The sequence below is a fragment of the Endozoicomonas atrinae genome (assembly GCF_001647025.1).
GTDB classification, from domain to species: Bacteria; Pseudomonadota; Gammaproteobacteria; order Pseudomonadales; family Endozoicomonadaceae; genus Endozoicomonas; species Endozoicomonas atrinae.
Map to the genome: position 1 here is coordinate 1 of NZ_LUKQ02000013.1, position 25942 is coordinate 25942.

At 47.1% G+C, this 25942-nt stretch carries 21 protein-coding genes; 10 read left to right on the top strand and 11 right to left on the bottom strand.

Going from position 1 to position 25942, the window contains the following annotated elements; genetic code table 11:
* Positions 1–260: 260 nt before the first annotated feature.
* Positions 261–1022: an SDR family oxidoreductase gene (locus tag AK963_RS03230; protein WP_066014040.1), complete on the bottom strand. Its 762-nt coding sequence runs from the start codon at positions 1020–1022 to the stop codon at positions 261–263.
* A 197-nt stretch (positions 1023–1219) separates the two neighbouring features.
* Here AK963_RS03230 and AK963_RS03235 point away from each other — a divergent pair, with 197 nt between their 5' ends.
* Positions 1220–1933, top strand: coding sequence for a HugZ family pyridoxamine 5'-phosphate oxidase (locus AK963_RS03235; RefSeq protein WP_066014041.1), 714 nt, complete (start codon positions 1220–1222; stop codon positions 1931–1933).
* 80 nt (positions 1934–2013) lie between these two features.
* The gene (locus AK963_RS03240; protein WP_066014042.1) at positions 2014–2511 is read left to right on the top strand and encodes an FxsA family protein; all 498 of its coding nucleotides are present in this window, start codon (positions 2014–2016) and stop codon (positions 2509–2511) included.
* Positions 2512–2680: 169 nt separating this feature from the next.
* Here AK963_RS03240 and AK963_RS33085 read toward each other — a convergent pair whose 3' ends face one another.
* Positions 2681–2824, bottom strand: coding sequence for a hypothetical protein (locus AK963_RS33085; RefSeq protein ID WP_175404420.1), 144 nt, complete (start codon positions 2822–2824; stop codon positions 2681–2683).
* Positions 2825–2849: 25 nt separating this feature from the next.
* Here AK963_RS33085 and AK963_RS03245 point away from each other — a divergent pair, with 25 nt between their 5' ends.
* Positions 2850–3143, top strand: a complete 294-nt coding sequence (locus tag AK963_RS03245) for a co-chaperone GroES (RefSeq protein ID WP_020581047.1) — start codon at positions 2850–2852, stop codon at positions 3141–3143.
* A gap of 60 nt (positions 3144–3203) precedes the next feature.
* Positions 3204–4847 (top strand): chaperonin GroEL, encoded by a 1644-nt coding sequence (groL, locus tag AK963_RS03250; RefSeq protein WP_066014043.1) that lies wholly within the window; start codon positions 3204–3206, stop codon positions 4845–4847.
* A 145-nt stretch (positions 4848–4992) separates the two neighbouring features.
* Here groL and AK963_RS03255 read toward each other — a convergent pair whose 3' ends face one another.
* Positions 4993–6411 carry a hypothetical protein gene (locus AK963_RS03255; RefSeq protein ID WP_139117221.1) on the bottom strand — a complete coding sequence of 473 codons (1419 nt, stop codon included), beginning with the start codon at positions 6409–6411 and terminating at the stop codon, positions 4993–4995.
* A 592-nt stretch (positions 6412–7003) separates the two neighbouring features.
* Here AK963_RS03255 and AK963_RS03260 point away from each other — a divergent pair.
* A complete protein-coding gene (locus AK963_RS03260; protein ID WP_139117222.1) occupies positions 7004–10066 on the top strand; it encodes a hypothetical protein in 3063 nt (1020 codons plus the stop codon).
* A gap of 93 nt (positions 10067–10159) precedes the next feature.
* Here the strand turns inward: AK963_RS03260 and AK963_RS03265 are convergent, their stop codons facing one another.
* Positions 10160–11308, bottom strand: a complete 1149-nt coding sequence (locus AK963_RS03265) for a cupin domain-containing protein (RefSeq protein WP_066014046.1) — start codon at positions 11306–11308, stop codon at positions 10160–10162.
* A gap of 125 nt (positions 11309–11433) precedes the next feature.
* Between AK963_RS03265 and AK963_RS03270 the strand changes: the two genes are divergently transcribed.
* Positions 11434–12075, top strand: a complete 642-nt coding sequence (locus AK963_RS03270; RefSeq protein WP_066014047.1) for a glutathione S-transferase family protein — start codon at positions 11434–11436, stop codon at positions 12073–12075.
* A 123-nt stretch (positions 12076–12198) separates the two neighbouring features.
* On the opposite strand, the gene astB is transcribed toward AK963_RS03270, so the two are convergent.
* From astB to astA, 3 genes are read right to left on the bottom strand one after another with little or no spacing between them, the layout of a single operon-like run.
* Positions 12199–13539, bottom strand: coding sequence for an N-succinylarginine dihydrolase (gene astB / locus AK963_RS03275; protein ID WP_066014048.1), 1341 nt, complete (start codon positions 13537–13539; stop codon positions 12199–12201).
* A 40-nt stretch (positions 13540–13579) separates the two neighbouring features.
* Positions 13580–15061: a succinylglutamate-semialdehyde dehydrogenase gene (gene astD, locus AK963_RS03280; protein WP_066014073.1), complete on the bottom strand. Its 1482-nt coding sequence runs from the start codon at positions 15059–15061 to the stop codon at positions 13580–13582.
* Between the two features lie 45 nt (positions 15062–15106).
* Positions 15107–16162, bottom strand: coding sequence for an arginine N-succinyltransferase (gene astA / locus AK963_RS03285; protein WP_066014049.1), 1056 nt, complete (start codon positions 16160–16162; stop codon positions 15107–15109).
* A gap of 202 nt (positions 16163–16364) precedes the next feature.
* Between astA and AK963_RS03290 the strand changes: the two genes are divergently transcribed.
* The gene (locus AK963_RS03290; protein WP_066014050.1) at positions 16365–17648 is read left to right on the top strand and encodes a hypothetical protein; all 1284 of its coding nucleotides are present in this window, start codon (positions 16365–16367) and stop codon (positions 17646–17648) included.
* Between the two features lie 320 nt (positions 17649–17968).
* Here the strand turns inward: AK963_RS03290 and AK963_RS03295 are convergent, their stop codons facing one another.
* The gene (locus AK963_RS03295; protein WP_066014051.1) at positions 17969–18967 is read right to left on the bottom strand and encodes an NAD-dependent epimerase; all 999 of its coding nucleotides are present in this window, start codon (positions 18965–18967) and stop codon (positions 17969–17971) included.
* Positions 18968–19106: 139 nt separating this feature from the next.
* Positions 19107–20426, bottom strand: a complete 1320-nt coding sequence (locus AK963_RS03300) for a UDP-glucose dehydrogenase family protein (RefSeq protein ID WP_066014052.1) — start codon at positions 20424–20426, stop codon at positions 19107–19109.
* Positions 20427–20601: 175 nt separating this feature from the next.
* On the opposite strand from AK963_RS03300, the gene AK963_RS03305 reads away from it, so the two are divergent.
* From AK963_RS03305 to AK963_RS03315, 3 genes are read left to right on the top strand one after another with little or no spacing between them, the layout of a single operon-like run.
* Positions 20602–21381 carry a glycosyltransferase family 2 protein gene (locus tag AK963_RS03305; protein WP_066014074.1) on the top strand — a complete coding sequence of 260 codons (780 nt, stop codon included), beginning with the start codon at positions 20602–20604 and terminating at the stop codon, positions 21379–21381.
* 19 nt (positions 21382–21400) lie between these two features.
* On the top strand, positions 21401–22534 hold the full coding sequence (locus tag AK963_RS03310) for a glycosyltransferase family 4 protein (RefSeq protein WP_066014053.1): 1134 nt from the start codon (positions 21401–21403) through the stop codon (positions 22532–22534).
* Between the two features lie 8 nt (positions 22535–22542).
* The gene (locus AK963_RS03315) at positions 22543–23622 is read left to right on the top strand and encodes a glycosyltransferase family 4 protein (protein WP_066014054.1); all 1080 of its coding nucleotides are present in this window, start codon (positions 22543–22545) and stop codon (positions 23620–23622) included.
* Between the two features lie 35 nt (positions 23623–23657).
* Here the strand turns inward: AK963_RS03315 and AK963_RS03320 are convergent, their stop codons facing one another.
* Together AK963_RS03320 and rfaQ are read right to left on the bottom strand one after the other, a co-directional pair.
* Positions 23658–24659 carry a hypothetical protein gene (locus AK963_RS03320; protein WP_066014055.1) on the bottom strand — a complete coding sequence of 334 codons (1002 nt, stop codon included), beginning with the start codon at positions 24657–24659 and terminating at the stop codon, positions 23658–23660.
* Between the two features lie 32 nt (positions 24660–24691).
* Entirely contained in the window at positions 24692–25825 is a 1134-nt protein-coding gene (gene rfaQ, locus AK963_RS03325; protein WP_066014056.1) for a putative lipopolysaccharide heptosyltransferase III, read from the bottom strand.
* Positions 25826–25942 lie beyond the last annotated feature (117 nt).

Here is a 25942-nt window from a genome sequence, read left to right on the forward strand (position 1 = left end):
AAATCAACATGCCCAAAACCTTCGGGTAGCTGTGGTCGACGAGACATCTGTTCCAGATAAAATGCTTGGTAATGATGCCTGAGCATAGCTGGATTCAGGTTAAGGATTTAGAAATTACGATTGGTATGAGTTTTGTCTTGGGTCAAAGGTGAATTAGCACAGGGGCAGTCCAAAAGGCTTGGAAAATCAAAAAACAGGCAAACTGATTTTGTTATTGATGTTTGCCTCCAGGTGGCTCAAATGCCTAGGAGGCATTATTGTTACAGCTTCAAACCACCATCCAGCTCTAAAACTCGCCCATTGTAATAATCATTTTCAAAAATAAAGCCAACGGTCTGGGCAATTTCTTCCGGTGTTCCCATTCGTCCAACCGGAATGCCGGCGGTTAATCTGGCTTTGGCTTCTGGCTTCATGCTGCCAGTCATTTCCGTTTCAATAACGCCTGGAGCAATGGCTGCACAACGGATGCCGTATTTGGCCAGCTCTTTGGACCAGGTTACCGTCATGGCTGAAACACCCGCTTTGGCGGCAGAGTAGTTACTTTGTCCAAAGTTCCCTTCACGGGCAATGCTGGCGATATTGACGATAACACCCTGTGAGCCGCTTTCAATCATGCTGGCTGCGACTTCACGGCCGCAGAGGAATACACCAGTCAGGTTAACATTTATGACGGCCTGCCATTTGTCGAAGGAGAGTTTGTCGGTCACTTTGCCATCTTTGGCTTTGATCAGCAGACCATCCCTGAGAATTCCAGCATTATTTACCAGGCCATTCAATGGACCCAGTTCTGCTGAGGCTTTCTGGACCGCTGCTTCAACCTGAGCCTCTTCAGCAACATTGGCTGGCAGTGCTACAGCATTAACACCTTTTGAACGACAGAGTTCGGCTGCTTCATGAAGTTCGGGGGTGTCCAGATCGATAAGGCCTATGTTGGCACCACGCTCTGCAAACCAGCTGGCCATTGCCAGGCCGAGCCCTCTGGCAGCACCTGTGATCAGGATATTTTTATCTTTGATGTTCATAATTGTTCTTATACTTCATTGGTGGACGGTACAGTGATCATCCTGAAACGAAACGGAATAAAAGACAACATCCATAATGGTTATTGATAATAAATCTCATTCCCATATAATGCGATCAACACATCATCAGTGGCTGATTTTTCAACAGTTACACTGTCAATAAACGATAATGAATAAACACCCACAGGAGTTTAGTTATGATGGATACCAAGGAAGCAGCGGCATGTGAGGCCAGAAAACTGCTGCTGGGGGAATACCACGGCATTTTGTCGACGCACTCCAAGGATGTTCCGGGCTACCCCTTTGGTTCTGTCATGCCTTATTGCCTGGACGCGAATGGTTGCCCAATCATTCAAATCAGTACGATTGCCCAGCACACCAAAAATATCGAAGAAAACCCAAGAGTTTCGCTTATTGTCAGTGACACGGATACTGATGACGTGCACACAGCCGGGCGCCTGACCTGGATGGGAGACGCCGAAAAAATAGAAACCCCTGAAGACGTTGCTGAGCACTACTTCAACTATTTCCCTCAGGCCAGAAACTACAGCAACACCCATAACTTCGATTTCTACCGCATCAAGCTGGTGAAGGCTCGCTTTATCGGTGGTTTTGGTAAAATTTTCTGGGTGAAAAATGAGTTGCTTTGCAAAGCGAACCCATTCTTTGGTGAAGCGGGCAAAGGCATGATTGATCATATGAATGAAGATCATGTGGATGCCATGGTGAAGTATTGTCTGGCTGCTAAAGTCGTTATTCCTGAAGGAGTTAGTCCAAAAATGGCAGGGGTCGACTCAGAAGGCATGCATATCCTGCTGGGCAGGAAAGTGGTCCGTATTCCATTTCCAGAGAATGCGGTCAGTGCCATGGAAGTTCGCCAGCAGCTGGTGGCCATGGCCAAAGCGGCTTGATGCCACTCTGAGCTGGCAACCCTTGAAAAAAAACGACACCGCCTCTATATAGGAGGCTCCAATGATTAACGGGGCCTCTTATGCGCTTCCTCTTTCTACTGTTTATTCTTTTACCCATCCTGGAAATGGTGGTGCTGATCAAAGTGGGTAGCATCATCGGTGCCTGGAATGCGGTTGCCCTGGTTATTCTGTCGGTATTTATTGGTATCGAAGTGATTCGCCGTCAGGGCTTCAAAACAACGTTAAGGGCCCGCCAGAAGATGGCTGCAGGCGAACTGCCCGCTATGGAAATGCTGGAAAATCTGGCCATTGCCCTGGGCGGCCTGTTGATGTTGATCCCCGGCTTTATTACCGACTTTCTGGGGATATTCCTGTTGATTCCACCGGTTCGTCGGCTGCTGATCCGCCGCTGGCTGAAAGTCAGCGGGGTTAAGGTCCAACAAACCAATATCTACGAGGCTGAGTACCGGCGTGAGCCATCATGGCATCACGAGCAAACCCATCTTAACCACACCATTGATGGGGACTATACCCGTGAAGAGGATGATGGTGGCTCAGGAAGTCAAAAGCGCCCGTAATTGATAAGCCTTGATTTCTGAACATTTAACGAATTTATCAGTCTATCTGGAGTGCAAGTCCTGAGTTTTGTGGAAAAGTCAGTTTTTTTTCCATTAGCCTCTTGAAAACTGCATCAGCCACCCATACTAAGTGGAACACCTGATAAGACTTCGGCAAGGCTTTGAACTTTCATTTAAGGCCAGTGCCAAAGTGAATTTCATCCCTGGTGAATACTTGGGAGGTTCGGGTAAACCGGGCCATAGTGAAGCGATAGTACATCATTTCACTGCCATTACGTTGATAGCGAGCAACCTGTAAAAGGTTGCACGGCATAAGCAAACTGTTGGAGAAAGAATCGATGAAAATCCGTCCGTTGCGTGATCGCGTGGTCGTTCGTCGTGTCGAAGAAGAAACTACCTCTGCTGGTGGCATCGTACTGCCAGGTTCTGCAACTGAAAAGCCTAATCAGGGTGTTGTGGTTGCAGTCGGCGATGGCGTGTTCCTGGACAATGGTGAAAAGCGTCCTGTTGGCGTTAGCGTTGGTGACAAGGTTATCTTCGGCAAGTATGCGGACTCAAACACCGTGAAGATTGACGGTGAAGAGCTGATCATTCTGTCTGAAAGTGACATTTCCGCCGTTCTGGAAGGCTGATTGTTCAGCAATCAAACGGCAATTTTCCGATTTCACAAATAGTGCATAGGGTCACCAACCATGGCAGCTAAACAAGTTAAATTCGGCGACGAAGCTCGCAAAGAAATGCTCAAGGGCGTCAACATTCTGGCTGACGCTGTAAAGGCTACTCTGGGTCCTAAGGGCCGTAACGTTCTCCTGGAGAAATCCTTTGGCGCTCCTACCATCACTAAGGATGGTGTTTCCGTAGCCAAGGAAATCGAACTGAAAGACAAGTTCCAGAACATGGGTGCCCAGCTGGTTAAGGAAGTGGCTTCCCAGGCTAACGATCAGGCAGGTGATGGTACAACTACCGCTACTGTTCTGGCTCAGTCCATCCTGAACGAAGGCCTGAAGTACGTTGCCGCTGGCATGAACCCAATGGACCTGAAGCGTGGTATCGACAAGGCGGTTATCGCCGTTGTTGAACAGCTGAAAGCTCTGTCTACTCCTTGTACTGACAGCAAGTCCATCGCTCAGGTAGGTACCATTTCTGCAAACTCCGACGAGCTGGTTGGTCAGATCATCGCTGAAGCCATGGAAAAAGTAGGCAAAGAAGGTGTTATCACTGTTGAAGAAGGCAGTGGTCTGGAAAACGAACTGGAAGTTGTAGAAGGCATGCAGTTCGACCGTGGTTACCTGTCTCCTTACTTCATCAACAATCAGGAAAGAATGTCTGCTGATCTGGAAGCACCTTTCATCCTGCTGGTTGACAAGAAAATCTCCAACATCCGTGAACTGCTGCCAGTTCTGGAAGCCGTTGCCAAAGCTGGCAAGCCGCTGATGATCATCGCTGAAGACGTTGAAGGCGAAGCCCTTGCGACTCTGGTTGTGAACAACATGCGCGGTATCGTTAAGGTAACTGCGGTTAAAGCTCCTGGCTTCGGTGACCGTCGTAAGGCCATGCTGCAGGATATCGCTATCCTGACTGGCGCGACTGTGATCTCTGAAGAAGTTGGCTTGTCTCTGGAAACTGCGACTCTGGACGACCTGGGTACTGCCAAGCGCGTCCAGATCACTAAAGAAGACACCACCATCGTTGACGGTGCTGGCGTTCAGGCTGACATCGTTGCCCGTGTTGAGCAGATCCGTGCTGAGATCGAAAACTCTTCTTCTGACTACGACAAAGAGAAGCTGCAGGAGCGCGTAGCCAAGCTGGCTGGCGGTGTTGCTGTCGTTAAGGTAGGTGCTGCTACCGAAGTTGAGATGAAAGAGAAGAAAGCCCGCGTTGAAGACGCCCTGCACGCTACCCGTGCTGCGGTTGAAGAAGGTGTGGTCGCCGGTGGTGGTGTTGCCCTGGTTCGTGCCCTGTCTGCCATCAACGTTGAAACCATTAACGCTGAGCAGCGTGCTGGTGTTGAGCTGATCCTGCGTGCCCTGGAAGGCCCAATCCGTCAGATCGCTACCAACTCTGGTGACGAAGCGTCTGTCGTTGTTGATAAGGTTAAGGCTGGTTCTGGTAACTTCGGTTACAACGCAGCTACCGGTGAATACGGCGATATGATCGAAATGGGTATCCTGGATCCAGCCAAGGTAACCCGTTCTGCTCTGCAGGCAGCTGCCTCTGTTGCAGGCCTGATGATCACTACTGCAGCCATGGTTGCTGATGAGCCGCAGGAAGATGCTCCAGCTATGCCTGATATGGGCGGCATGGGCGGTATGGGTGGTATGGGCGGCATGATGTAATGCTTCCCGGTAGATGAGCTGGGTTTTAATGGATCTGGCTTTGGTCTGCCATGTCAGTAATGACTAAACTGCTTATATAACTCAAAGTAAAACCGGCATTTGATTACAAATGCCGGTTTTTTTATGACCTGAACTTTGTGCCTTTTTACCTGGGCTTAATAGATTTAATGCGATGAAGCTTAATGGGCATTGTGATGCTGCCGCCTCCAGATCGAACTTTCAATAACAGCCTTTCGCGTTCGACGGCTATCAGCTCTCCTCGGAAACTTTTCGACTGCTCGACAAAGACCTCTAGCCAGGCGCCAATATGATCAGGTAACTCATAAATAGGAATATCTCTGGACCGTTGATGGTTCAGTCTTTCCGTTTTCTGGTCGGTTGAAGGCACTTCATCAACGAAGATGTAGGTTTTTGAGTCATCACCATAGCTGGGTTGAGGCTTCCATTCCTTCTCGATTGGTGATTCGTTATTCATGGAAGGGGTTTCTGCCATCTCCTGGTCATCTGTATCCCCAGCCGGGCCAAAATGAGCTGGAGTGATGATTTCAAAAGGAGAAACGGTGCTGTTGTTAACCTGCAGAGAGAGGCCAAATGATGAAACCCAGAGCTCAGTATCATATACAGATAAGGCCTGAGGGTGGAAGCTGGGAGGTAAGTGTGCCTTGATGGTCACAGTACCTGGATTCTTCAGAAAGTTGATATAGGCATTCTTCATCGCTTCGTTAGGGACAATGCCTGTTGTATAAAAATAAAAGCTGTCCGGCAGGTCGATTAGACGGTTAATGTATTCTTCGGTAGAAATTCCAGAACTATGGGCACAATACTGGTTGCTCATCTTGACCAGACCCTCATCCTGATAGGAGAATTCAGCGCTGCTTAGAGAGGGAACTTGCATGAAATCATTGAGAGCAGGAGATCCTTTTTTGTAAAAGCTTGCCTGTATGGAGGCCTTATATAGGTTTGTGGCACTGATACCAAATCGAACCACCATTTTCTGATTTTCGGGGGTGTAATTATATTCCCAGAAGTGTCCATCAATGAGCGTATAAATACCCATCTGCTTCAATTCACTCAGGCCGATAATATATTCATCACCACAGATAGGCTCTACTATTCCATCTAGCTCTTCTTTGAGTTGTAACTGGCGCGTATCATTGAATCCTGTATAAAATTCTTCATTACCGGCTAGTGGAAGTCGAATTCCATCATACTGGAAGCGCAATGAATCAGGTAGTTCTGAGACTTCTCCAGTACTGACATCATACATGGTCTTCATCATTGTCAAAGTGCTGGGGAAGATGACAGATAGCCTTTCTATATTGACTGGGCTTTTAAAGGCTTTCGCAGGGATTACTGTTATTTTTGTTATTGTTACTTTTCCAGTTATATGAACATTAACTTCATCAAACTTTATATCTGCGTAATCAGATGCCAGAGGTGCATACTTGTTTATTGCTTCAATCAGCTGGGTTTCAGCATAAAGCTTAAATCCAAACCATCCTGCAGGGACAAAAAAAACAATAGGTATAAAGAATACTTTGATCAAGAAATTAATCATTGGCATTACCTGAATGCGGTATTTCTACGTAAGGTGAATATTTGTTGATTATTCACTCCTTTATAAAAATATGTTCTTGTTTTTTTTATTTATCAAGTATTGGGTGGTTTATTTTTAATTAGAAACGATGGTTGTTAGGCAAGTGTCACATTTTAAATTATCTTTTTGTTTGCTGTTGAAGTTGTCAAAAAAACAATGAGTTGTAATATTTTGTTTTTATTGATTTTTTCTGTTTTTTTTATTGGTGTTATATTTATTGTAATGACCTAGTGTGTTTAAAAAATATTAATTGACTCTTATCTGAATCAATATTGATTTAAAAGGATTTTCTATGACCACTCCAGGATCCCCTCCATCAGGCAACTCAGTTGGTCCTTCAGTACCCCCAACACATACTGGTGATAGAGACCCTGCAAAGACAGGTAAAACGTCAACTCAGCAGAGTGTCTCTCCTCACCCTGCAGAAACGAGTATTCCCAGAGATGGTGATTCTGTTAGAAGTAGCGGGCTGCCTGAAAATGTTCAACCAGCCAGCGCCCCGGGAAGTACGGTTTCTCCAAACAGGTCGGGTGGAGGTCCTGAAGAAATTAGGAAAAGTTTGAACAAGCTTTTGCACGATCAGGAACCTCTTGCACAAAGCCTCAAGCAAAAAGAAGAGATGAGGTATATTGACGCAACTGCATTTGCGCTGGAAGAAATGCAGAAAAAAATGGAAGATAAGTGGGATCTTCCAGAAGAAAAAGTTGTTAAGGCATTTAATAAAGCGTCTAAGGAAATAATTAAGCAACTGAAAAAGGATAAGTTGGATGATGTAAAAGTAACCTTTAATTTGCCTGGTGGGGAAAGGGTCCGCTTAATTCCGCCCGAGCTGGAAGGTTTGGATTTACCGTTATCTGACTTGAGATCATGGGTTGGTAAATCTCAGGATTTAGTTAAAGAGCTGAAAGCTAAACATCAACAGGAACTGAAAGCTAAACATCAATCTGAGGATGTTGAGGAAAGCATAAAACAGAAAATTTCCAGCGGTACTGAAAGTTTTGACCGACTTCTTCATCAGTTATCTCAGAGTGGCGGTTCTTCCGAGCAAGAGATTCAGGGCTTTCAGGACCAATTTGAGTTGATAAAACATCCAATCATCCACCTTGAATTCAAAGGCGTTAGTGTGGAGTCTCAAGGGAGGCCAAGGAATACTAGTACTCCCAAGCCAGCAGGACCACTTCCTTCACATGTAACTACCAATGATCCTGAGCATGAGCCGGTTGTTTCTGAAGACGGGGATTCAGCTTTTGGGGAAGGAGAAATACTCTCACCCGAGGACGACCATAAGAAAAAGACAGAAAGAGCGAGACAGCAAGCGCTTGATGCATTGAAAAGTAACGTAGACGCACATGCAAAGGAAAGCGCAGATACTAGTCATATAGCTCCTGAAGACACGGTAAATCAATGGGGGCGGGTACAAGAGCAGATTAGAGGTTTTTTACCTCCTAGGTTTGAGAACGATGAGGATGCTGACTCTGGTGTTGACATCCCGGTAGCTCCTTGGACAGGCCCGCAACGTTCAAACATGCCGCCTGGGGCCTTGCCTGAAAGGGCTGATGAAGCCAGCCCCCGTAGCAATGCTGGTGATCAAGCGGGAGAGTCCGGGAGAAGGGTCAGTTTTGAAGATGATGATAGTGTATCGTCTTTGTCTACCCAGTCGTTGACTATGTTTCGGGTTAAGAATGATGATGGTCTTGGCTTATACCGTGCTTTGTTTGCATATCATACCGGAGACAGAGGTTGGGAGTATGATTCTGAAGCTGAAGTGCGTGCCATGATGAGAGATGAGGCTATCGCTCAACCGATAAAACTGGCCATTGAAAAGGCTGCCAATGAGTACCTTGATCTGGATTCTTACAATACCGCTCAGCGTACAATAGTGCAGAGAATGGAGGATTTGGATAAGGAAGGGCGATTAGTCGAGGAAATTTTTGACAAGGCGATAGTGAATGGAAAGTTCTCTGACAGAACGTTCAGTCATCTTCCAGAGGTGCTGGGTGTCACAGACTTAATGACCAGTGATCGCAATGATCCCTATGCTTTTGAGATGAGAACTCTGTCCAAGCTTATTATCGATGAACTACCCGCTGCGCTAAACGTACCTGTATCCAGTAATGATGGTCAACCAGGATTTCGAAGGCTGAATGAAGGTTTTGGTGTAGTGTTAGGAGCTGATGGGTTTGATGACGATGAAGATGATGTCTCAACTGTCTCAAGTCCGCTTTTAAGAACTGACCTTCCAGAAGACGTTATTCCAGATTTTCAGCCAGCCACTACTGGGGAAGACCGTGTTGAAACACCGTCTTCAGTTTCAGACCAGGGCCAGAGAGGACTGGTATCTGAACTCAGTATTGCTGAGGGTTTAAATAGTACGCACCCACTGCAGGAAATGTCTGAACAGGAGATACGCCTGTTTACAGAATATAACTTATGGGAGCACCTGCATCCTCATGAGATCCATATGATAGAAAGAGTGCCTTTCTATAGTGGTGTAAATGGCTTAATACCTGGTGGTTCTAGCAAAGCAGAACCAGCAGATGGCCTTGAACCAAGTACAACAAGTACAAAATGGAAGAAGCTGCCAAATTTTGGTGAGCTGTGTCAGCGATATCTTGTTGCTCAGGAGCTACCAATACCGGATGTTGCAGAGGAGGAATCGCCAGCGGTATCCCCAGGGCCATCACCAGTTGTATCTTCGGGTCAGTCGCCAGTAATGCCTCCCCAGCCTTTGGGAGCCGGAGAGGTTCTCAATGAGGATGGCGTTGGCTTATTCCGAGCCTTGTTTGCTTATCAAACCAGAGATGGTTCTTGGAAGAGCGCTGGCCAAGAGGATATACGTGCGAGGATTCTGGAGGAAGAAACCTCTGAATCTATAAAAGCGGCAATTGGAAAAGCGGTAGAGGGATATCCTCTTCTGGGGCTCACTGATAGGGTTAACCCTGTAATTACTCAGAAACTACGTGAGACCGATGGAAAGAGGGTTTTAGTTGAACAGATTTTTGATAATGCGATAGCTAGTGGGGAGTTCTCTGGTCAAGCATTCACTGGTCTTGCAGAGGTTCTGGGTATCACTGATACACCGAATGCAGACTCCAACGGTGTATTTACTACAGGGGTAGGAAATTTATCTCTTGAGATTATTAGAAAACTAGCTGATGAACTACAAGTACCCAGATCCGAGGATAATGGACTCCAAAGGCAGGGAGATGATTTCCGGTTGGTGGTTGATTCTGACTATTGGGAGAGTGAGGAGAATGTTGACTCGCCAGTTGTCATAAGACCATTACCAACTGAGACAAGCCCGTCATCTCCAGGGACAATTCCATCACCTCGTGAGGCAAGTCCACAGTCACCCAATATGGATATGGGGGCTACACTGAATTCTGAAAGTGGCTCTCCAGTTTTACAGCCGCTTACTGGACGGGATAGTGTTGAAGAGCCTGATGATACTTCCAGCTTACCTCCAGCCCGGGACGAGGTAGAGGTTATGTCTCCAGCAGAGGATGATACTATTCCTGAAAGCGTTGAGGCTGATTCTGTCAGGGCTGGCAAAGATAATCAACCACCTCCACCCCCGCCTATAGAGGGGTTAGAAGAATTCTTAAGAAGTCGGAAGAAGTAGGTTGGTTATTTATCGTGAAATGGTTTTCCGCTTTTTTCTGAATCTGGTTTTAAAGACATTGGTTTAGTAATGCTCACTTTACCCAGAGGAAGCTTAAGACGCTTCCTCTGGGTAAAGCGACCCTTGGTTAACGAGTGCCAGCAGCCATTTCTGGCTTTCAGGGTCTACGCAGGAAGTCCAATTTTCTGATGGTAAATATTGAGTACGGCCAAGTTTCTCTGCATAGATGAGTAGTTGTTTATTGTTGCACTGCTGGTACTCGCCATCGACAAATACGACAGAAGATGAACCCTCATAAAAAGCTATTCTTGAGCCTTCATTGACTCTTAGATTACAGGCGCTAAATTCAGAAATTAATTCCGACCACTGCTCAATGGTATCTTCACTGTCCTGAGGGTGCTTGGTTTGCGTCATGGCTGAGCCAAACCACTGAACAATCAGATTTCTGTCTTCGGTGTATTGGCGAAGTACGGCCTGTATCCGGTCTATTGCCTGCTCATCTATTCTTCCGGGGTTGCTTACCGGCTGCTGACCCGCATCCGAATAGCGCAGGCTTTCACTCAGCTGATCAGATACAAAATCGGTAAACTGCATCAGAATATCCCGATGGCTGGGAGCCCGAAAGCCGACCGAGATGGTCATGCATTCACCTTCTGCGACACCGTGATGACCAACGCCAGGTGGAAGATAAAGCATATCACCGGGCTCAAGCACATAGTCTTCAAGAACGTTAAACTCGGAAAGGATATGCAGCGATGTGTTTTCAACCATTGGTGTCTGGTCATTGTAGAGGGGGCCGATCTGCCACCGTCGTTTACCCTCTGCCTGGATCAGAAAGACATCAAACTGATCGTAATGGGGGCCTACATTCCCACCGTCAGAGGCATAGCTGATCATAATATCTTCCAGGCGCCAGCTGGGCAGAAAGCGAAAGTACTCCAGCAGTTCATGCACTTCCGGTACCCAGTGATCGACCGCCTGAACCAATAGCGTCCAGTGACTTTCTGGCAGTGAGCTGAAGGTCTCTTCAGTAAACGGTCCGTGGCGAAGCTCCCAGGGCGTTTCTCCTTTTTCAAGGATCAGCCGTGATTCAACCTCTTCTTCCAGAGACAGTCCGGCCAGTTCATCAGCAGAAAGGGGGGAGACGAAATCAGGAATGGCCTGCCGAATCAGTAAAGGCTTTTTTTGCCAGTACTCATTGAGAAAATTGTCTGGAATGAGATGTTTTAGTGCTTTGCTCATTGCGCAGTGGCTCGCTTGATAAGGGCAGGGAGATCATGCTCTGGTTTTGTGAATATTGCAAAGGCTGCCATGAACGGTAGGATAGCGTTTGGCTGAAGAAAAAACGAATCATAGAGGATGTGACCATGAGTAAGCTTTATGGGGTGCCACTATCGCCCATGGTGCGAAAAGTTCTGTTGACTCTGGAATTAAAACAAATTGATCATGAACTGGTGCCGGTTACTCCTTTCAGAAAGCCTGAAGGCTTTGAGAAGATCAGTCCCTTGAAAAAAATACCCGCCTGGGAAGATGACAAGGTGACGCTTGCAGACTCAACGGTGATTTGCGAGTACCTTGAGGACCGTTATCCAGAACGTGCTCTCTACCCACAAGCTCCCGAAGAAAAGGCGAAGGCCCGCTGGTTTGAAGAGTATGCCGATACGGTGATGTTGCCAGTATTGGGAACGGTATTTTTTGAACGTGTTGCCAGGAAGCTGGTGAATCAGCCTGCTGACGAAGTCAAAGTGCAGGAAATTCTGCAAACCAAGCTGCCAAAGACCTGTGCTTACCTGGAATCTGAGGTGCCGGAAACGGATTTTCTATTTGGGGCTGATCTTCAGTTGGCAGATATCGCACTGGCCACTCATTTTATTAATCTCTCCCATGCTGGAGTCCAGGTTGAGCCTGCAGAGTACCCCCGGCTGGCGGCTTATATTGATCGGCTTTTCCTGCATCCGGCAGTGGCATTCAGGATTGCAGAAGATAAAAAGGTATTTGGCGGGAAATAATCACGGAATTTAACAGTTTCATTTTTTCAACATAAAGACACCAAGGCACAAAGAAAGATCTTCTCCGTACCCTGGTGTCTGTGTGGTAGAAAATTAAACTTTACTTAAATACGCTGATGGATATTAATTCTGGAATGGGTAGACCGAACCCAGATTAAGAATGCCGGTCAGTTCGTCCAGGGCTGTCCGGGACTCAGTCAGTAACAGAGGGTCTGCCAAATCTTTTTCAGACAGCTGATCACGATAGTGCTTTTTGACCCAGCTATTGAGGGTTGAAAAGAGTTGGTCGTTTATCAGGCAGTTCTGATTGGTCGCTGCCAGTTCCTGCTCATTTAATACCACTCTGAGTCGCAGGCAGGCAGGGCCTCCACCGTTATTCATGCTTTGGCGAAGATCAAAGACCTTCAGGTCCGTAATAGGGCAGCTTGAGTTATTAACCAGGCTTTGCAGGTAATTCCAGACAGCAGGGTCATTTTCACACTCTGATGGAACAATAATCATTGTGCCGCCATTGCCAAGCGATAGCAGTTGGCTATTGAACAGGTAGGTGCCTACCGCCTGAGCTACTGAAACCTGTTGATCCGTCACCTCAATGATATGGAAGTCCTGTGGCCCATACGCCTTTCTTAATGACTCATAGACACCAGTCTGATCCACAAATGCCTGTTCATGGCAGAACAGCAGATTGCGGTTGCCAACAGCGATGACATCATTATGAAAAACACCCTGATCGATGACCGCAGGGTTTTGCTGTGCAAAGACCACTTTGTCTGGATCAAGCTGATGTAAGCGGGCGATGGCCTGACTGGCTTCAAGACTCTGGCGGGCAGGGTATTTCTGTGGTGATGCACTTTCCGGGTTAAATGCCTCTTTGCCGTAAACGAAAAACTCAACACCCTGCTGGCCGTATTCATGGCAAAAACGGGTGTGGTTTGCGGCACCTTCATCGCCAAAGTATTCAGTGGATGGCAGGGACTGATGGTGAACAAAATGCTCAGGGCTGTTAAACGTTGCTTTAAGTATATTTCCCGTGACTTCGTGCTCAATGGACCGGTGGAATTTATTGATTAAGTTGGCAGGAGTGAAATGTACTTTGCCATCAACGCAGTCAGCACTGGGAGAAACCGTCGCGGCATTAGCGGTCCACATACTGGAAGCCGAGCAGCAGGCTGCCAGAACGGCAGGCATCTGTTGAGTCGCATCGGAAAGGATTTGTGAGTCACTGCCTGTGAAGCCCAACCTTCTCAGTGTGGTAATGTCCGGACGCTCCTGGGGAGCCAATACGCCTTGGACAAAGCCCAGTTCACTGAGGGCTTTCATTTTCTCAAGCCCCTGGAGAGCAGCCTGCTTTGGGTTTGCTACATTGCCTGCATGGTTGATTGAGGCCTTGTTGCCCCTGGATAACCCGGCATAGTTGTGAGTAGGGCCGACCAGCCCATCAAAGTTTGTTTCTATTGTTTTCATTATTTACTTCTTCATCATCGGTTCAACTCATTGGGGCTTTTTATAAATCGAGCCCGGGAGCGAGGTCTTTTGGCATACACAGTGACTCCGACTCTACGCTGGCCACCGGGTAGGCGCAGTAGTCTGCAGCAAAGTAGGCACTGGGGCGGTGGTTTCCGCTGTCACCGGGGCCACCAAATGGAGCGGCACTGCTGGCACCCGTAATTGGGCGGTTCCAGTTAACGATGCCCGCGCGTATTCTCTGCAAAAAGTACTGGTACTGCTCTGGCGTTTCACTGAACAATCCGGCAGAGAGACCAAAGCGTGTGTTATTGGCCTCTGCAACGGCATCTTCAAAACTATCGTAGCGAATAATTTGTAGGAGTGGGCCAAAGTACTCTTCATCAGGGCGGTCTTTGATATCAGTCACATCAATAATACCCGGAGATACCAGTCCTGTTCCGAGTTGAAGGTGTGTTGATAAAAGCAGGCTTTTACCGCCCAGGTTTTGCAGCGTTTCCTGGGCTGCCAGTATCTGTTTAGCAGCTGTTTCAGAGATCAGGGCTCCCATAAACGGCGTTTCGTGATCATCCCATTGGCCTACTTTGATTTTGGCCGTAGCTGCCGTGAGTGCATCAACAAACTGATCACCCCAGGAAGTAGCAGGAACAAAAAGGCGGCGGGCACAGGTACAGCGCTGACCAGCTGTAATAAATGCTGAATGGATAGTGTCGTGTACTGCAGCCTTGGTATCTGCCATCTCTGTGACAATCAGCGGATTGTTACCACCCATTTCCAGGGCAAGAATTTTTCCGGGCTGGCCACCGTATTGCTGGTGGATCATCTTTCCAGTATTTGAGCTTCCGGTGAAAAACAGGCCGTCAAGGCCAGGGTGCCCAGCCAGTGCGATACCGGTTTCTTTCTCTCCCTGAATCAGGTTAAGAGCCCCTTCAGGAAGCCCTGCTTTTTGCCACAGTTGTACCGTGTATTCAGCAACGGCGGGTGTTAACTCGCTGGGTTTGAAAACCACCGTGTTCCCCGCCAGAAGTGCTGGAACGATATGCCCATTGGGAAGGTGGCCTGGAAAGTTGTAGGGGCCAAACACGGCGACAACTCCGTGTGGTTTATGACGTATAACAGCTTTTCCCACAGGCATCGCGTTTTCAACAGTGCCGGTACGCTCATGGTAGGCTTTTATTGATATCGCGATTTTACCAGCCATAGCGGCAGCTTCGGTTTTTGCTTCCCAGAGAGGTTTGCCAGTTTCTCTGGCAATGATTCCCGCCAGAGCATTTTTATTCTGCTCAAGTTCATTGGCAAAAGCCTTTACTATGGATTCTCGTTCTGAAAAAGGGCGAAATGCCCAGTTATGACTGGCTTCCCGAGCGGCACTTATCGCCTGATCTACTTGTTCTGTTGTTGCACTGGCGCCTTGCCAGAGCACATTGCCTGTACCCGGATTTTCGGATGAAAAGGACTTACCATTAGCTTTAAGCCACTCTCCATTGATGAAGAGGCATTGTTGTTCTTTTGTTTCTGACATGGTTTTCATCCTCTTATTCGTTGGCTATTACGCGTTTGCTCTGGGCTAACTGGATAAAGGTACTACCCGCAGTAACTGACCTTCTTCAATATAAAGAGCTGAAGCCTGCTCTTTCGTGATTTTGACGAACTCAAGCCCTTCGTATGAGAGATTGCCCATGATGCAACGAAAATTGGTTAACTCATTATTGGCCATCAACCAACGGCGTTCATCCGTTGTATTGCTGTCAACAATTTTAACTTTGTACTGTCTGGAGTCCCTCACTGAGCGTACATCTTTGACTCTGGCTTCCAGCAGCGGCCCAGCATCAAAAATGTCTACATAACCGGTGTAATGGAACCCCTCTGATTCCAGCAGGTGACGGGCAGGTGTCGTACTTTCATGGGTAATACCAATGACCTCCCTGGCATTATCTGGTAACAAATTCGTGTAGATAGGGTGACGTGGCATCAGTTCGGCAATAAAGGCTTTATCGACGGTGGACTGCCGGTCTGCTTCTGCAAAATCAACGGCAAAAAAGTGTCGACCCAAGGATTCCCAGAAAGGAGAAACTTCCTGATCATCACAGTAGCCACGCATTTCTGCAAAAAGATCTTCAGCAAACAGTTCTGGAAATGCCGACATAAACAGCATGCGACTCTTGGAAAGAAAGGCGCCGTTTTTTGAGTGACGGTAATCTGGGTGTAAAAAGAGGGTACATAATTCTGAAAAGCCTGTGTGGTCGCTACAGAGCATCAGGGTGTCTACCATGGTGTAGACATTCAGTTGCTGTGAGGCATGAACCTGTTTGCTCACCTTATAGTTATACCACGGAGCATCAAGCCCGACGGCGGATTCTATACCCGCTGTACCTACAACCTGACCGGTTTCGGTATCTTCCATCACAAACAGATAGAGATCATTTTTCTGTTCTGCTTCGAAAGCACTTTTTTTACACGATGTTTCCCGGGAAGCCTCCTTAAAGGAGGTGAGTGCCCATGCCAGTTTATTATCAACCATGGGGCGGTTAGGCTGCAGGGAGGTAAACCCGGCGCCAGTCTGGTTGGCGATTTGCCAGAGAGCCTCTCGATCCTGCTCATGTATGGGGCGAATAACAATCATAGTCAGACTCTGCCTTTGTTTTAATAATCAGTTAGTTATCGCGACGCAAAGAGACTTGGGAATGTTACCTCAATTTTTATTGATTGAAAGACCATGCAAACAGAAAAAGTGTATCTATAGTTTAGCTTTACTAGCTTAAGAGATTATACCGCTTCATGCACTTGGTTAAGGAAGTAGCGAAAACAGTTTCTAAAAAATACCTATGAGTCAGTCACCTGTTCTTTTGCCCGTTGCTCCACAGTTTCCCGTGTTGAGTGATTCTTCTTCTGTACAGGCTGCAATTGGTAGTAGCGATGTTGAACTTCGCGAGCCTGATGTGACTTATATCAAAAAAGACCCTTTCTCCTTTACGGAGCGTTGTAAGTCGCTTTTCAACAGGGTTGTCTGCGCAGTAGAGACTACGCTATGGCATGTTCTGGATGCATTTAACTGGGCTGGTTATCTGGCTATCTGGGCCATGGCTGGAGCTACTTTTATGGTTGGTATGATGGCATTACCGATCATTCTTAAATCTGCGTTGACCGGTATCATTATTATGGCCTGTGAAGCTATAGGGGAAGCTGTACTGCGATACTATTCAAGTGATCAATTCCCAACCGATCGCCTACCTGTGCTGTTGGACAGGATCCCGATAGAGAAGCTGCCTGTCCTTGGGGACTTTCTGAGCTTTCGGTGGCTGAGGTATCTTCCGTTTCAGGGGGAGCGCTGTGAAGAAAACAAATTGACCTATTTTGGTAGTCGAATGGTGGTTGGTGGAGTTGTCGGCACCCTTCTCGGCTTTTTCTCTTCGTTAATTACTCTGTCTCCTTACAGTATACTGGCTACAGGTGCTGTGGCTGCGGGAATCGCTTTTGGTTTGAGAGTCTTGGGGTGTGCCAAAGTAGCTCTGGACTTTTTATTTCTCTCCAATCATGAAATGAATGAGGGGCGCCTTTACCATAAAGACAATTTTAATCGCCCTATCAAAGACAGGCTGGTTGGTAACACAAAGTCTTCAAACTATTTTCCCATACCTCCTCCCGAGAATATCAACGCAGCATTTCAGCTACTGGACATCCATCAGGATAAAGAGGTTGTTACAAAGGACGATATTTATGAGGCGGCTGAAGCTTACTGTAATGTAAAAAAAGCCGATTGGTATGAAGGGCTGCTGACAAAAGAGAGATTTGATCGTGAGGTGAGTCTTATTAAGCATGCCCAGGAACAATTATATCGATTTATAACACAAAGAGATTTGAAGGAGACGAATAAGCGGGAGTTGCAGCTGAAGCTTGTTCAGAGAGCTCAGGAGCAGGAGAGAGTAGACCGGGATTTGCTTGGTCTACCGGCGGAGGGGGAGCTGACTTCTGAACAGATTGAAGCTGGCTACCGACGAGCCCTGGATGAGCATGAGCGCCACAGGGATAAGGACATCAATGAGATTGATCGGGCAGCAGTGCGTTTGAGAGAAGCCAATGACAGAACTGATGCTGCAACAGCAGCATGATGTGATATTAAATAGAGAGACTTTTGCCAGTAGCTTGTTAAGCTGTTTACAGAAAAGAAGGAAGGTGCAGATGATTTACATGAGCCTTTTCTCCACATCTTCTTCTGTTTTGTAATAATACCAATCGAACTTTCTAACTATGCTATTGCGCTGGAGATATGAACATCAGACCAGCGTTAGAATTCCTCGCAATACCCGAGGGCACAAGTAGCCCTGCTATTACTCGTCATTCTGCCTTGTTCTGACGTCCATATCTCCATGCTCATTACGGTAGTTAGAAAGCACGATTGGCATAAGCAGTTTTTATTATATCAGGAGTTTTATTTTTGCCAGCTCATGTACCACTGAGCAAACTTTTGTAACCCTTCTTCAATAGACGTCGATGGTTTAAAATCGACCGTTTCCATTAAATCACTCACGTCGGCATAAGTTGCATAGACATCCCCGGGCTGCATTGGCAGGTATTGCTTCTCAGCCTGTTTGCCAATCGCATTTTCCAGAGCAGTGATAAAGGTCATCAGCTCAACTGGCTGGTTATTACCGATATTATAAACCCGGTAAGGTGCTGAGCTTCGGCTTGGGTCAGTGTTGTCAAAATGATCTGACTTTGTCGGAATCACATCCTGAATTCGTACAATACCTTCCACGATATCATCAATGTAGGTGAAGTCTCTTTTCAGTTTACCCTCATTAAAGACGGGGATTGCTTCTCCACGGTTGACCATCTGGGTGAACTTGAAGTAAGCCATGTCTGGGCGTCCCCAGGGTCCATACACTGTGAAAAACCTCAGGCCAGTGGTCGGTATACCATAGAGGTGCGAGTAGGTGTGGGACATCAACTCATTGGATTTTTTGGTCGCAGCGTAGAGTGAAACCGGGTGGTCAACCGCATCAGTGGTTGAGAATGGCATTTTGGTATTCATGCCATAAACAGAACTGGATGAGGCGTAGACAAGGTGTTCTACGTCATTATTGCGGCAACCTTCAAGAATGGTGGCATGGCCGACAAGGTTGCTGTCGATATAGGCCATTGGATTTTCGATGGAGTAACGGACACCTGCCTGAGCGGCCAGATGAATAACCCGATTGAACTTCTCTTGCTTGAACAGTGCTGCAATACCCTCACGATCAGCAAGATCAAGCTCAACAAAGCGGAAGTTTTTCAGAGGTGCGAGTTCATTGAGCCGGGCATGCTTCAGGCTGACATCGTAATAGTCATTGAGATTATCGATGCCAACGACTTCGTGCCCCATTTCACAGAGACGCTTGGTGGTAAAGAAGCCAATAAAGCCTGCGGCCCCGGTGACCAGATATTTCATCGTGGTTTACCTGTTGTGGAACCACAAAGGACGCAAAGGCCATGACGTTTTTTCTCTGCTGTCTGGCATTTTTGTCCTGAGGGTGTTGTGATTACAAAAGTTATTTAAAAAAGACACTTTACTGAGTAGAAGCCCCGCATTAGCGGCCAATAGCGTAGTAAGTGAAGCCTTTCTGTTTCATTCGCTCTGGTTCGTACATGTTACGGCCATCAAAAATCACAGGCTCTTTTAATAACGCTGTTATCTGGTCAAAGTCGGGAGCACGGAACTGGCGCCACTCTGTGCAGATAACCAGGGCATCAGCGCTTTTTATTGCCGCTTGTGGTGTGCCAGACAGTGTCAGATCATCCCGAAGACCATAAATGCGTTGCGCTTCTTCCATAGCCTCTGGATCATACGCCTGCACAGTTGCCCCGGCTTCCCAGAGCGCTTCCATCAGTACACGGCTCGGAGCGTCGCGCATATCGTCCGTATTGGGTTTGAATGCCAAACCCCAGAGCGCGATGGTTTTACCCTTGAGCTGACCGTTAAAGTGAGTACTCAGCTTGGTGAACAGAACATTTTTCTGCTGGGCGTTTCGCTCTTCTACTGCTCTCAGAATCAGCGGTTCAAAATCAATTTCTTCTGCAGTTCTTTTCAGGGCCTGAACGTCTTTCGGAAAGCAGGAGCCACCGTAGCCACAGCCCGGGTAGATAAAGTGGAAGCCAATACGGGGGTCAGAACCGATTCCCTGACGAACCATCTCAATGTCGGCACCCAGTCTCTCGGCGAGGCCTGCCATCTCGTTCATAAAGCTGATTTTGGTAGCCAGCATGCAGTTTGCTGCATACTTGGTCAGTTCAGCACTGCGAACATCCATAAAAATCATACGGTCATGGTTGCGATTGAAAGGGGCATAAAGCTCTTTCATGGTATCAACAACATAGTCTCTGTCGGTACCGACAACGATTCGATCCGGTCTCATGCAGTCATTAACGGCAGCCCCTTCTTTGAGGAACTCAGGGTTGGACGCAACCGAAAACTCAAGTTGAACGCCTCGTTTCTGCAGGACCTCTGTCACCTTTGTAGCCACTTTATCTGCGGTGCCGACAGGGACAGTGGACTTGTTAACAATGATTTTCCGGTCATTCATGTGCTCGGCAATGGTACTGGCCACGGCGAGGACATATTGCAAATCGGCAGAACCATCTTCATCCGGTGGGGTTCCCACCGCAATAAACTGTAATGTGCCATGGGCTATACCTTCAGCAGCATCCGTAGTGAAGTGCAGCCGTCCAGCCTGACTGTTCTCCTTTACAATAGGCTCGAGCCCCGGCTCGTAGATAGGAATGATGCCGCGCTTCAGGTTATCAACCTTGTTTTGATCAATGTCGACACAGACAACATCATGACCCACTTCTGCCAGAACCGCAGCCTGTACCAGACCGACATAGCCGATACCGAAAACCGTGACTTTCATACCGAATGGTTACCATGGAAAATTAAGTGGGATTATTCTAACTGAAAGCGGATTGGGCGGAAATGTCAGGCTGAGAAAGCGTCTCGTTTACTGGGTTCCACAAAGCCGATATGATTCGTCTATTTTGCTGGCTGGATCTTCGAGACAGCTTCTGACAAAGCGAACCGGGCCACTCATGTCTCAGTCGAATACCCTTTCTGTTGTCCTGATTGCCAAAAACAACAGTGCTACTCTGGAGAGTAGCCTGAATTCCGTGCAATGGGCCGATGAAATCATCCTTCTGGATGCTGGCAGTACCGATGACACGGTTGAGATCGCCACTCGTTGTGGCGCAAAGGTATATCAGCACACTGACTGGCAGGGATATGGCAGGCAGCGTCAGATTGCCCAGCAGTATGCAACATCTGACTATGTGTTCATGCTTGATACGGATGAGCAGGTAACCGATGAACTCAAGCTGAGTCTCTCGGATGTGCTGTCCAAACCGCTTCAAGCTAATAAAGTCTATTCCTGTGCCCGCCGTAACTGGTTTCTGGGTCGTTATATGATGCATTGTGGCTGGTATCCGGATCGCGTCCTGCGTCTTTATCTCAATAACGAAAGAACCTATAACAGCAATCTAGTGCACGAATCCGTTGATACTGCCGGAGCCGAGGTGATCAATCTAAATGGTGACCTTCTGCACCGCACCTGTGATGACTACATGCAGTTTCAGCAGAAGCAACTGGCTTATGCTCGAAGCTGGGCTGAAGAGCGTTTCTTGAAAGGTAAGAAAGTCGGTCTGGGATCTGCTTTTGGCCATGCACTTGGTGCTTTTATTAAAACCTTTTTACTGAGAAAAGGCTTCCTTGATGGTGGCCATGGGCTACTCCTTTCACTGGTGGTTACCCAGTATACCTTCAATAAATATGCCGCACTGTGGGCTATGGGTAAGACCCGTAAGCAGATCGGTTAATGATGGGACACCTGAGTTTATGATCAAGCTAGCGATTGTCAGACAGAAATATCGACCCGATGGCGGTGCTGAACGTTTTGTGGCATCTGCCTTGTCTGCGCTCTCTCAACAAAAAGAAGATCAGCAACTGGATATTACCGTATTAACCCGACAGTGGCAGGGGGCAGAGAACCCTTCTTTTCATGTTGAGGTTTGCGACCCGTTTAAATGGGGAAGAGTCAGCCGTGAACGGGGTTTTGCCAGGGCAGCACAAAAGCACTTCTCCAGTTTTGATCTTGTACAGAGCCATGAGCGCATCCCTGGTTGCACCATTTATCGTGCCGGGGATGGTGTTCATAAATGCTGGCTTGAGCATCGCTCAAGAATCATTTCTGACGCTCAGTCGAAGCGAATGAAAAGCGATCGCTTTCACCGTTATGTGATGGATGCGGAGAAGCAGATGTTTGAGCATCCACAGTTGAAAGCGGTGATTTGTAACTCCCATATGGTGAAAGAGGAAGTGTGCCGGGAGTTTGCCATCGATCCAGAGTCCGTTCACGTCATCTACAACAGTGTTAATCAGGAAAAATTTAATCCGACTCTGAAACAGGCTGAAGGTTTGAAAGTTCGGGAAGAACTGGGCATTGGCGCTGGCGCAACAGTGATGCTGTTTGTGGGGTCTGGGTTTGAACGGAAAGGACTGGCAGCTTCACTCGAGGCCGTTGCTGCAACAAACGCGCACCTGATTGTTGTTGGCCAGGATAAACAGGAAGGAAAATATCAGCAGAAGGCCCGTGATCTCGGGTGTGCTGACCGTGTTCATTTTATGGGTATGCAACGTGACAGCAGTCGCTTTTATGGTGCTGCTGACGGCTTTATTCTGCCAACAATCTATGATCCTTTTCCGAACGTTATTCTGGAGGCGATGGCATCAGGGCTTGGAGTGATCACCAGTACCAGCTGCGGTGGGGCAGAGATTATTGAGGAAGGACAGAATGGTTACTGCTGTGATGCACTGGATATCCCCGCTTTATCCTCTGCCATTAACGCCTTTTCTGATAAAGGCCATGCCGAGAGCCTGGGCATGATGGCTCGGGAAACCATTAAACCATTCACTTCAGAGCGGCTTACAAACCAGCTGTTGTCTCTGTATAGCCAGATACTGAATACTTGAGAAAAAGCATGAACATTTTACATACAGAGTCATCCTGTGGATGGGGTGGTCAGGAAATCAGAACCCTGACTGAGTCTGAAGGGATGATTGAGCGTGGCCATCACGTGACCATCGCTTGTCCTGAGCATTCAAAAATTTATGAGGCTGCACTGAAAAGAGGTATCCCGGCGGTAGCTCTTCCTATTCAGAAAAAGAAGCTATCTTCTTTATGGGCGATGCATCAGTACCTGTCAGCGAATAACTTTGACGTTATTAATACCCACAGTTCTACCGATAGCTGGCTGGTCTCACTCTGTCTGGCCTGGAAAAAACATCGACCAAGAATTGTACGAACCCGCCATTTATCGACAGCAGTACACAACAACCGAAGTACATTGTGGCTATACAATAAAGGGAATGACTTTATTGTCACTACAGGAGAGCAGCTGCGCCAGACGTTGCACAGTCATAATGGTATTCCGCTGGAAAAGATGAAATCGATTCCTACCGGTATCGATCAATCACGCTTTGTACCGGCTGATAATAAAAATGAAATTCGCGAGGCACTGGGCTTACCTGTGGATAAAACCATAATCGGTATTCTTGCAACACTGAGGTCCTGGAAAGGGCATGAATACCTGATTAATGCTTTTGCACAGTTATCCAGAGGCGACATACATCTGTTGATTGTTGGTGACGGCCCACAGTTTGACAATGTTCAACAGCAGGTTGCAGAACTTGGTATTTCCGATAAGGTAACCATGCCTGGTAACCAGGATAATGTAGTGCCCTGGCTACAGTCGATGGATATTTTCTGTCTTCCTTCTTATGGGAATGAAGGGGTGCCTCAGGGAATCATGCAGGCTATGCTGTGCAAGCTCCCCATCATATCCACTGATGTTGGCAGCATTCTTGAGGTTCTTCATCCCGGGAAGAATGGCTTACAGGTTAAGACCAGAGATGTTGACACTGTTAGGGAAGCGCTTGAAATATTGGTGAGTGACTCTGAAAAGAGAGAGCAGTTTGCAGGCTACAGCTTGGAATATGCTTTGGCCAACTGCACTAAAGATAAAATGGTGCGTGATATGGAAACGGTATTTTCAGGCTAGATTTTCCAGTATTTGGATAGTGGACCCGGCATAAGTTATATATGCCGGGAGATCGCCCATTTGTGTTGGGATTTACTGATTCGATTCAGTATTCGTCGCCGTGAGTAGTTAACCAGTCTTTCAGCCTTTCCTGTTTTACGCCATTGCTCAAACTCTGGTGTTACAAACTCCTCCATTCTAATCCAGTAAGAAAGAACAGAAGGTTCACTGTAGTCCTGGGCAAGTTTCTGTCCTTCTGTTAGAAGTTCTGAAAAAAGTTCAGGCTGTCTCTGTAAACGGTCAATGATTGACAGCACGCCATCGACTGTTGTGGCATGTAAAACCGCTTCATTGCTGTTAAATGCTGCGGTTATGGCTGGCTCATCACCTGTTATGCACAACGCTCCAGCAAGCCAGGCATTGGTGGCTTTATTGACGGGTTTGATTTTGAGCAGTTCTACCGGTACATCCCGCACAGCGATCACAATATCGACGTTAGAGTAATCATGCCACTCAACGCTATTGCTGCTCTTTCCTTTAATAATGAACTCGATATTGCGTTTGTTCAGTTCAGACAAAAAAGCTTCCGATTGAAATGCTTCCGCCAGATTTCGCTTGGGTTGACCAAAAAATGCCACAGTTTTGACGTCATTGCCACGTTGGCTGTCACGAAGGATCAATCCAGGCTGTGGCCATTGAGGTACATAGATTTCGTTGCTCTTGCCAGTCTGAATCAGGTTCTGATGCAATACAAAGTGACCAAATTCCGGGTAGTGAGCATCGGTTCTGCAGGCTACATAGAAATAATCAGCAAAGGTGTTTTTAGGGCGGGATTTAACACCATCAATGATATTGATTTTATCTGAACGTGCCTCGCTACCCACGGTTACATCATAACCTGCGTGACGAAAATGCAGGTAGGTCAGTAGTACCCAAATGTCTTCTCCGGTAATAATCCGGTGCTTGATATCTGCGGGTGTTGGCAAGTCGCCGGACAGTATGTCCTGCCAGCGTCCTGTATCATTCAGGATGAAATGAAGATTTGATGGTTTGCTCATTATCAAGTATCTGAGTTAAAAATTTGGCTCTACTATATTGCACCAGAAGTCAGCTGGACAGTATCTGAAGTGTCTGTTGGCTGATGACTGTTTGACAGCTTTTCCAGCTCACTATCAATCTCTGATAGAACCTGAGGAAGGGAAATGGCCATCATTCCTCTTGATAGTTTTCTGTCACCGTCAAAGTAGAGCTCCATATTGTCATTCGATATGACGCAGTGAATGCCATTATGCTGAACACCGGTCATCAGCTGGTAGTTATTTCCCTGTTTATTATCCCAGGGACCCCAGAGATTTGGCTCACTGGCTCCGAAAAGTGCAACTACTGGTGTATCTGTAGAGGCAGCAATGTGCATGGGAGCTGAGTCAATACCAAAAAATATACAGGCTTTGGATGTCAGGTAGGCGTAGGCCTGCAAATTAACGGGCTGTGGTAATTGCAGAGGCTTTTGCTGGCAATAGCTGATGATCTCTTCCGCCATAGCCACTTCTTTAGAGTCGGAAGAGGTCGTTAAAAGAACGGGTTTTTGCCATTTTTTCTGGATATGGTCGATACATTGAGCAACTTTGGCCGAGTCCCAGCACTTATACATCCATCGTGATACCGGGTGAACGACCACAAATCCTTCATTTATCCCTAACTCAGACAGTAGTGAGTTGACCATCTCTTCATGATCTTTCCGCCAGCCTAAGGTGACTTTCTTGATTACTTTCTGCGAATCAATAGCGTCAGCAAATTGCAGATCTTTCTGAACCGTAGGGATACGTTTCTGGCTATCGAACGTCGTATCAAAACGAGCAAGCCGATTGATCAATGTTGGCTTTTTGATATAGCCCATCCGTCGCGATGCTCCTGATAGAGCACTGATGATACAGCCACGATCGCCTTCAGTAAGATTAATAACGAGGTCGTACTGTCCTTTGAACTGCAGGTAAAATTCTATTTCCGCACGAATACGCTGCCAGAAAGTTCGTTCGTTTTTCTTGCCTCGGGAGTATGGAATCACTTTATCCACATGGGGATTATCGGCTACTACCTGAGTGCAGAAATCATTAACGGAAACATGCAGCTCCGAGTCAGGATAGATGGCTTTCAAGCTGGCAAACAGTGGTGTTGATAGTAAAACATCACCGAGATTACGAAACTTGGTCACAAGAATTTTCATAAGCAAAGCCTTGCTGTTTTTACCATGAAGCAGCTTATAAACAAGCCCCTGCTGTCTTCATAGATATGACGGCACTCATGCCAGAATAATGGTTAATAAACATGTAATGCCAGCAGA

Excerpts from the sequence above, each read along its gene's own strand:
- AK963_RS03230 (WP_066014040.1), bottom strand. The coding sequence starts at position 1,022 with ATGAACATCAAAGATAAAAATATCCTGATCACAGGTGCTGCCAGAGGG.
- AK963_RS03235 (WP_066014041.1), top strand. The coding sequence starts at position 1,220 with ATGATGGATACCAAGGAAGCAGCGGCATGTGAGGCCAGAAAACTGCTG.
- AK963_RS03240 (WP_066014042.1), top strand. The coding sequence starts at position 2,014 with ATGCGCTTCCTCTTTCTACTGTTTATTCTTTTACCCATCCTGGAAATG.
- AK963_RS33085 (WP_175404420.1), bottom strand. The coding sequence starts at position 2,824 with ATGCCGTGCAACCTTTTACAGGTTGCTCGCTATCAACGTAATGGCAGT.
- AK963_RS03245 (WP_020581047.1), top strand. The coding sequence starts at position 2,850 with ATGAAAATCCGTCCGTTGCGTGATCGCGTGGTCGTTCGTCGTGTCGAA.
- groL (WP_066014043.1), top strand. The coding sequence starts at position 3,204 with ATGGCAGCTAAACAAGTTAAATTCGGCGACGAAGCTCGCAAAGAAATG.
- AK963_RS03255 (WP_139117221.1), bottom strand. The coding sequence starts at position 6,411 with ATGCCAATGATTAATTTCTTGATCAAAGTATTCTTTATACCTATTGTT.
- AK963_RS03265 (WP_066014046.1), bottom strand. The coding sequence starts at position 11,308 with ATGAGCAAAGCACTAAAACATCTCATTCCAGACAATTTTCTCAATGAG.
- AK963_RS03270 (WP_066014047.1), top strand. The coding sequence starts at position 11,434 with ATGAGTAAGCTTTATGGGGTGCCACTATCGCCCATGGTGCGAAAAGTT.
- astB (WP_066014048.1), bottom strand. The coding sequence starts at position 13,539 with ATGAAAACAATAGAAACAAACTTTGATGGGCTGGTCGGCCCTACTCAC.
- astD (WP_066014073.1), bottom strand. The coding sequence starts at position 15,061 with ATGTCAGAAACAAAAGAACAACAATGCCTCTTCATCAATGGAGAGTGG.
- astA (WP_066014049.1), bottom strand. The coding sequence starts at position 16,162 with ATGATTGTTATTCGCCCCATACATGAGCAGGATCGAGAGGCTCTCTGG.
- AK963_RS03290 (WP_066014050.1), top strand. The coding sequence starts at position 16,365 with ATGAGTCAGTCACCTGTTCTTTTGCCCGTTGCTCCACAGTTTCCCGTG.
- AK963_RS03295 (WP_066014051.1), bottom strand. The coding sequence starts at position 18,967 with ATGAAATATCTGGTCACCGGGGCCGCAGGCTTTATTGGCTTCTTTACC.
- AK963_RS03300 (WP_066014052.1), bottom strand. The coding sequence starts at position 20,426 with ATGAAAGTCACGGTTTTCGGTATCGGCTATGTCGGTCTGGTACAGGCT.
- AK963_RS03305 (WP_066014074.1), top strand. The coding sequence starts at position 20,602 with ATGTCTCAGTCGAATACCCTTTCTGTTGTCCTGATTGCCAAAAACAAC.
- AK963_RS03310 (WP_066014053.1), top strand. The coding sequence starts at position 21,401 with ATGATCAAGCTAGCGATTGTCAGACAGAAATATCGACCCGATGGCGGT.
- AK963_RS03315 (WP_066014054.1), top strand. The coding sequence starts at position 22,543 with ATGAACATTTTACATACAGAGTCATCCTGTGGATGGGGTGGTCAGGAA.
- AK963_RS03320 (WP_066014055.1), bottom strand. The coding sequence starts at position 24,659 with ATGAGCAAACCATCAAATCTTCATTTCATCCTGAATGATACAGGACGC.
- rfaQ (WP_066014056.1), bottom strand. The coding sequence starts at position 25,825 with ATGAAAATTCTTGTGACCAAGTTTCGTAATCTCGGTGATGTTTTACTA.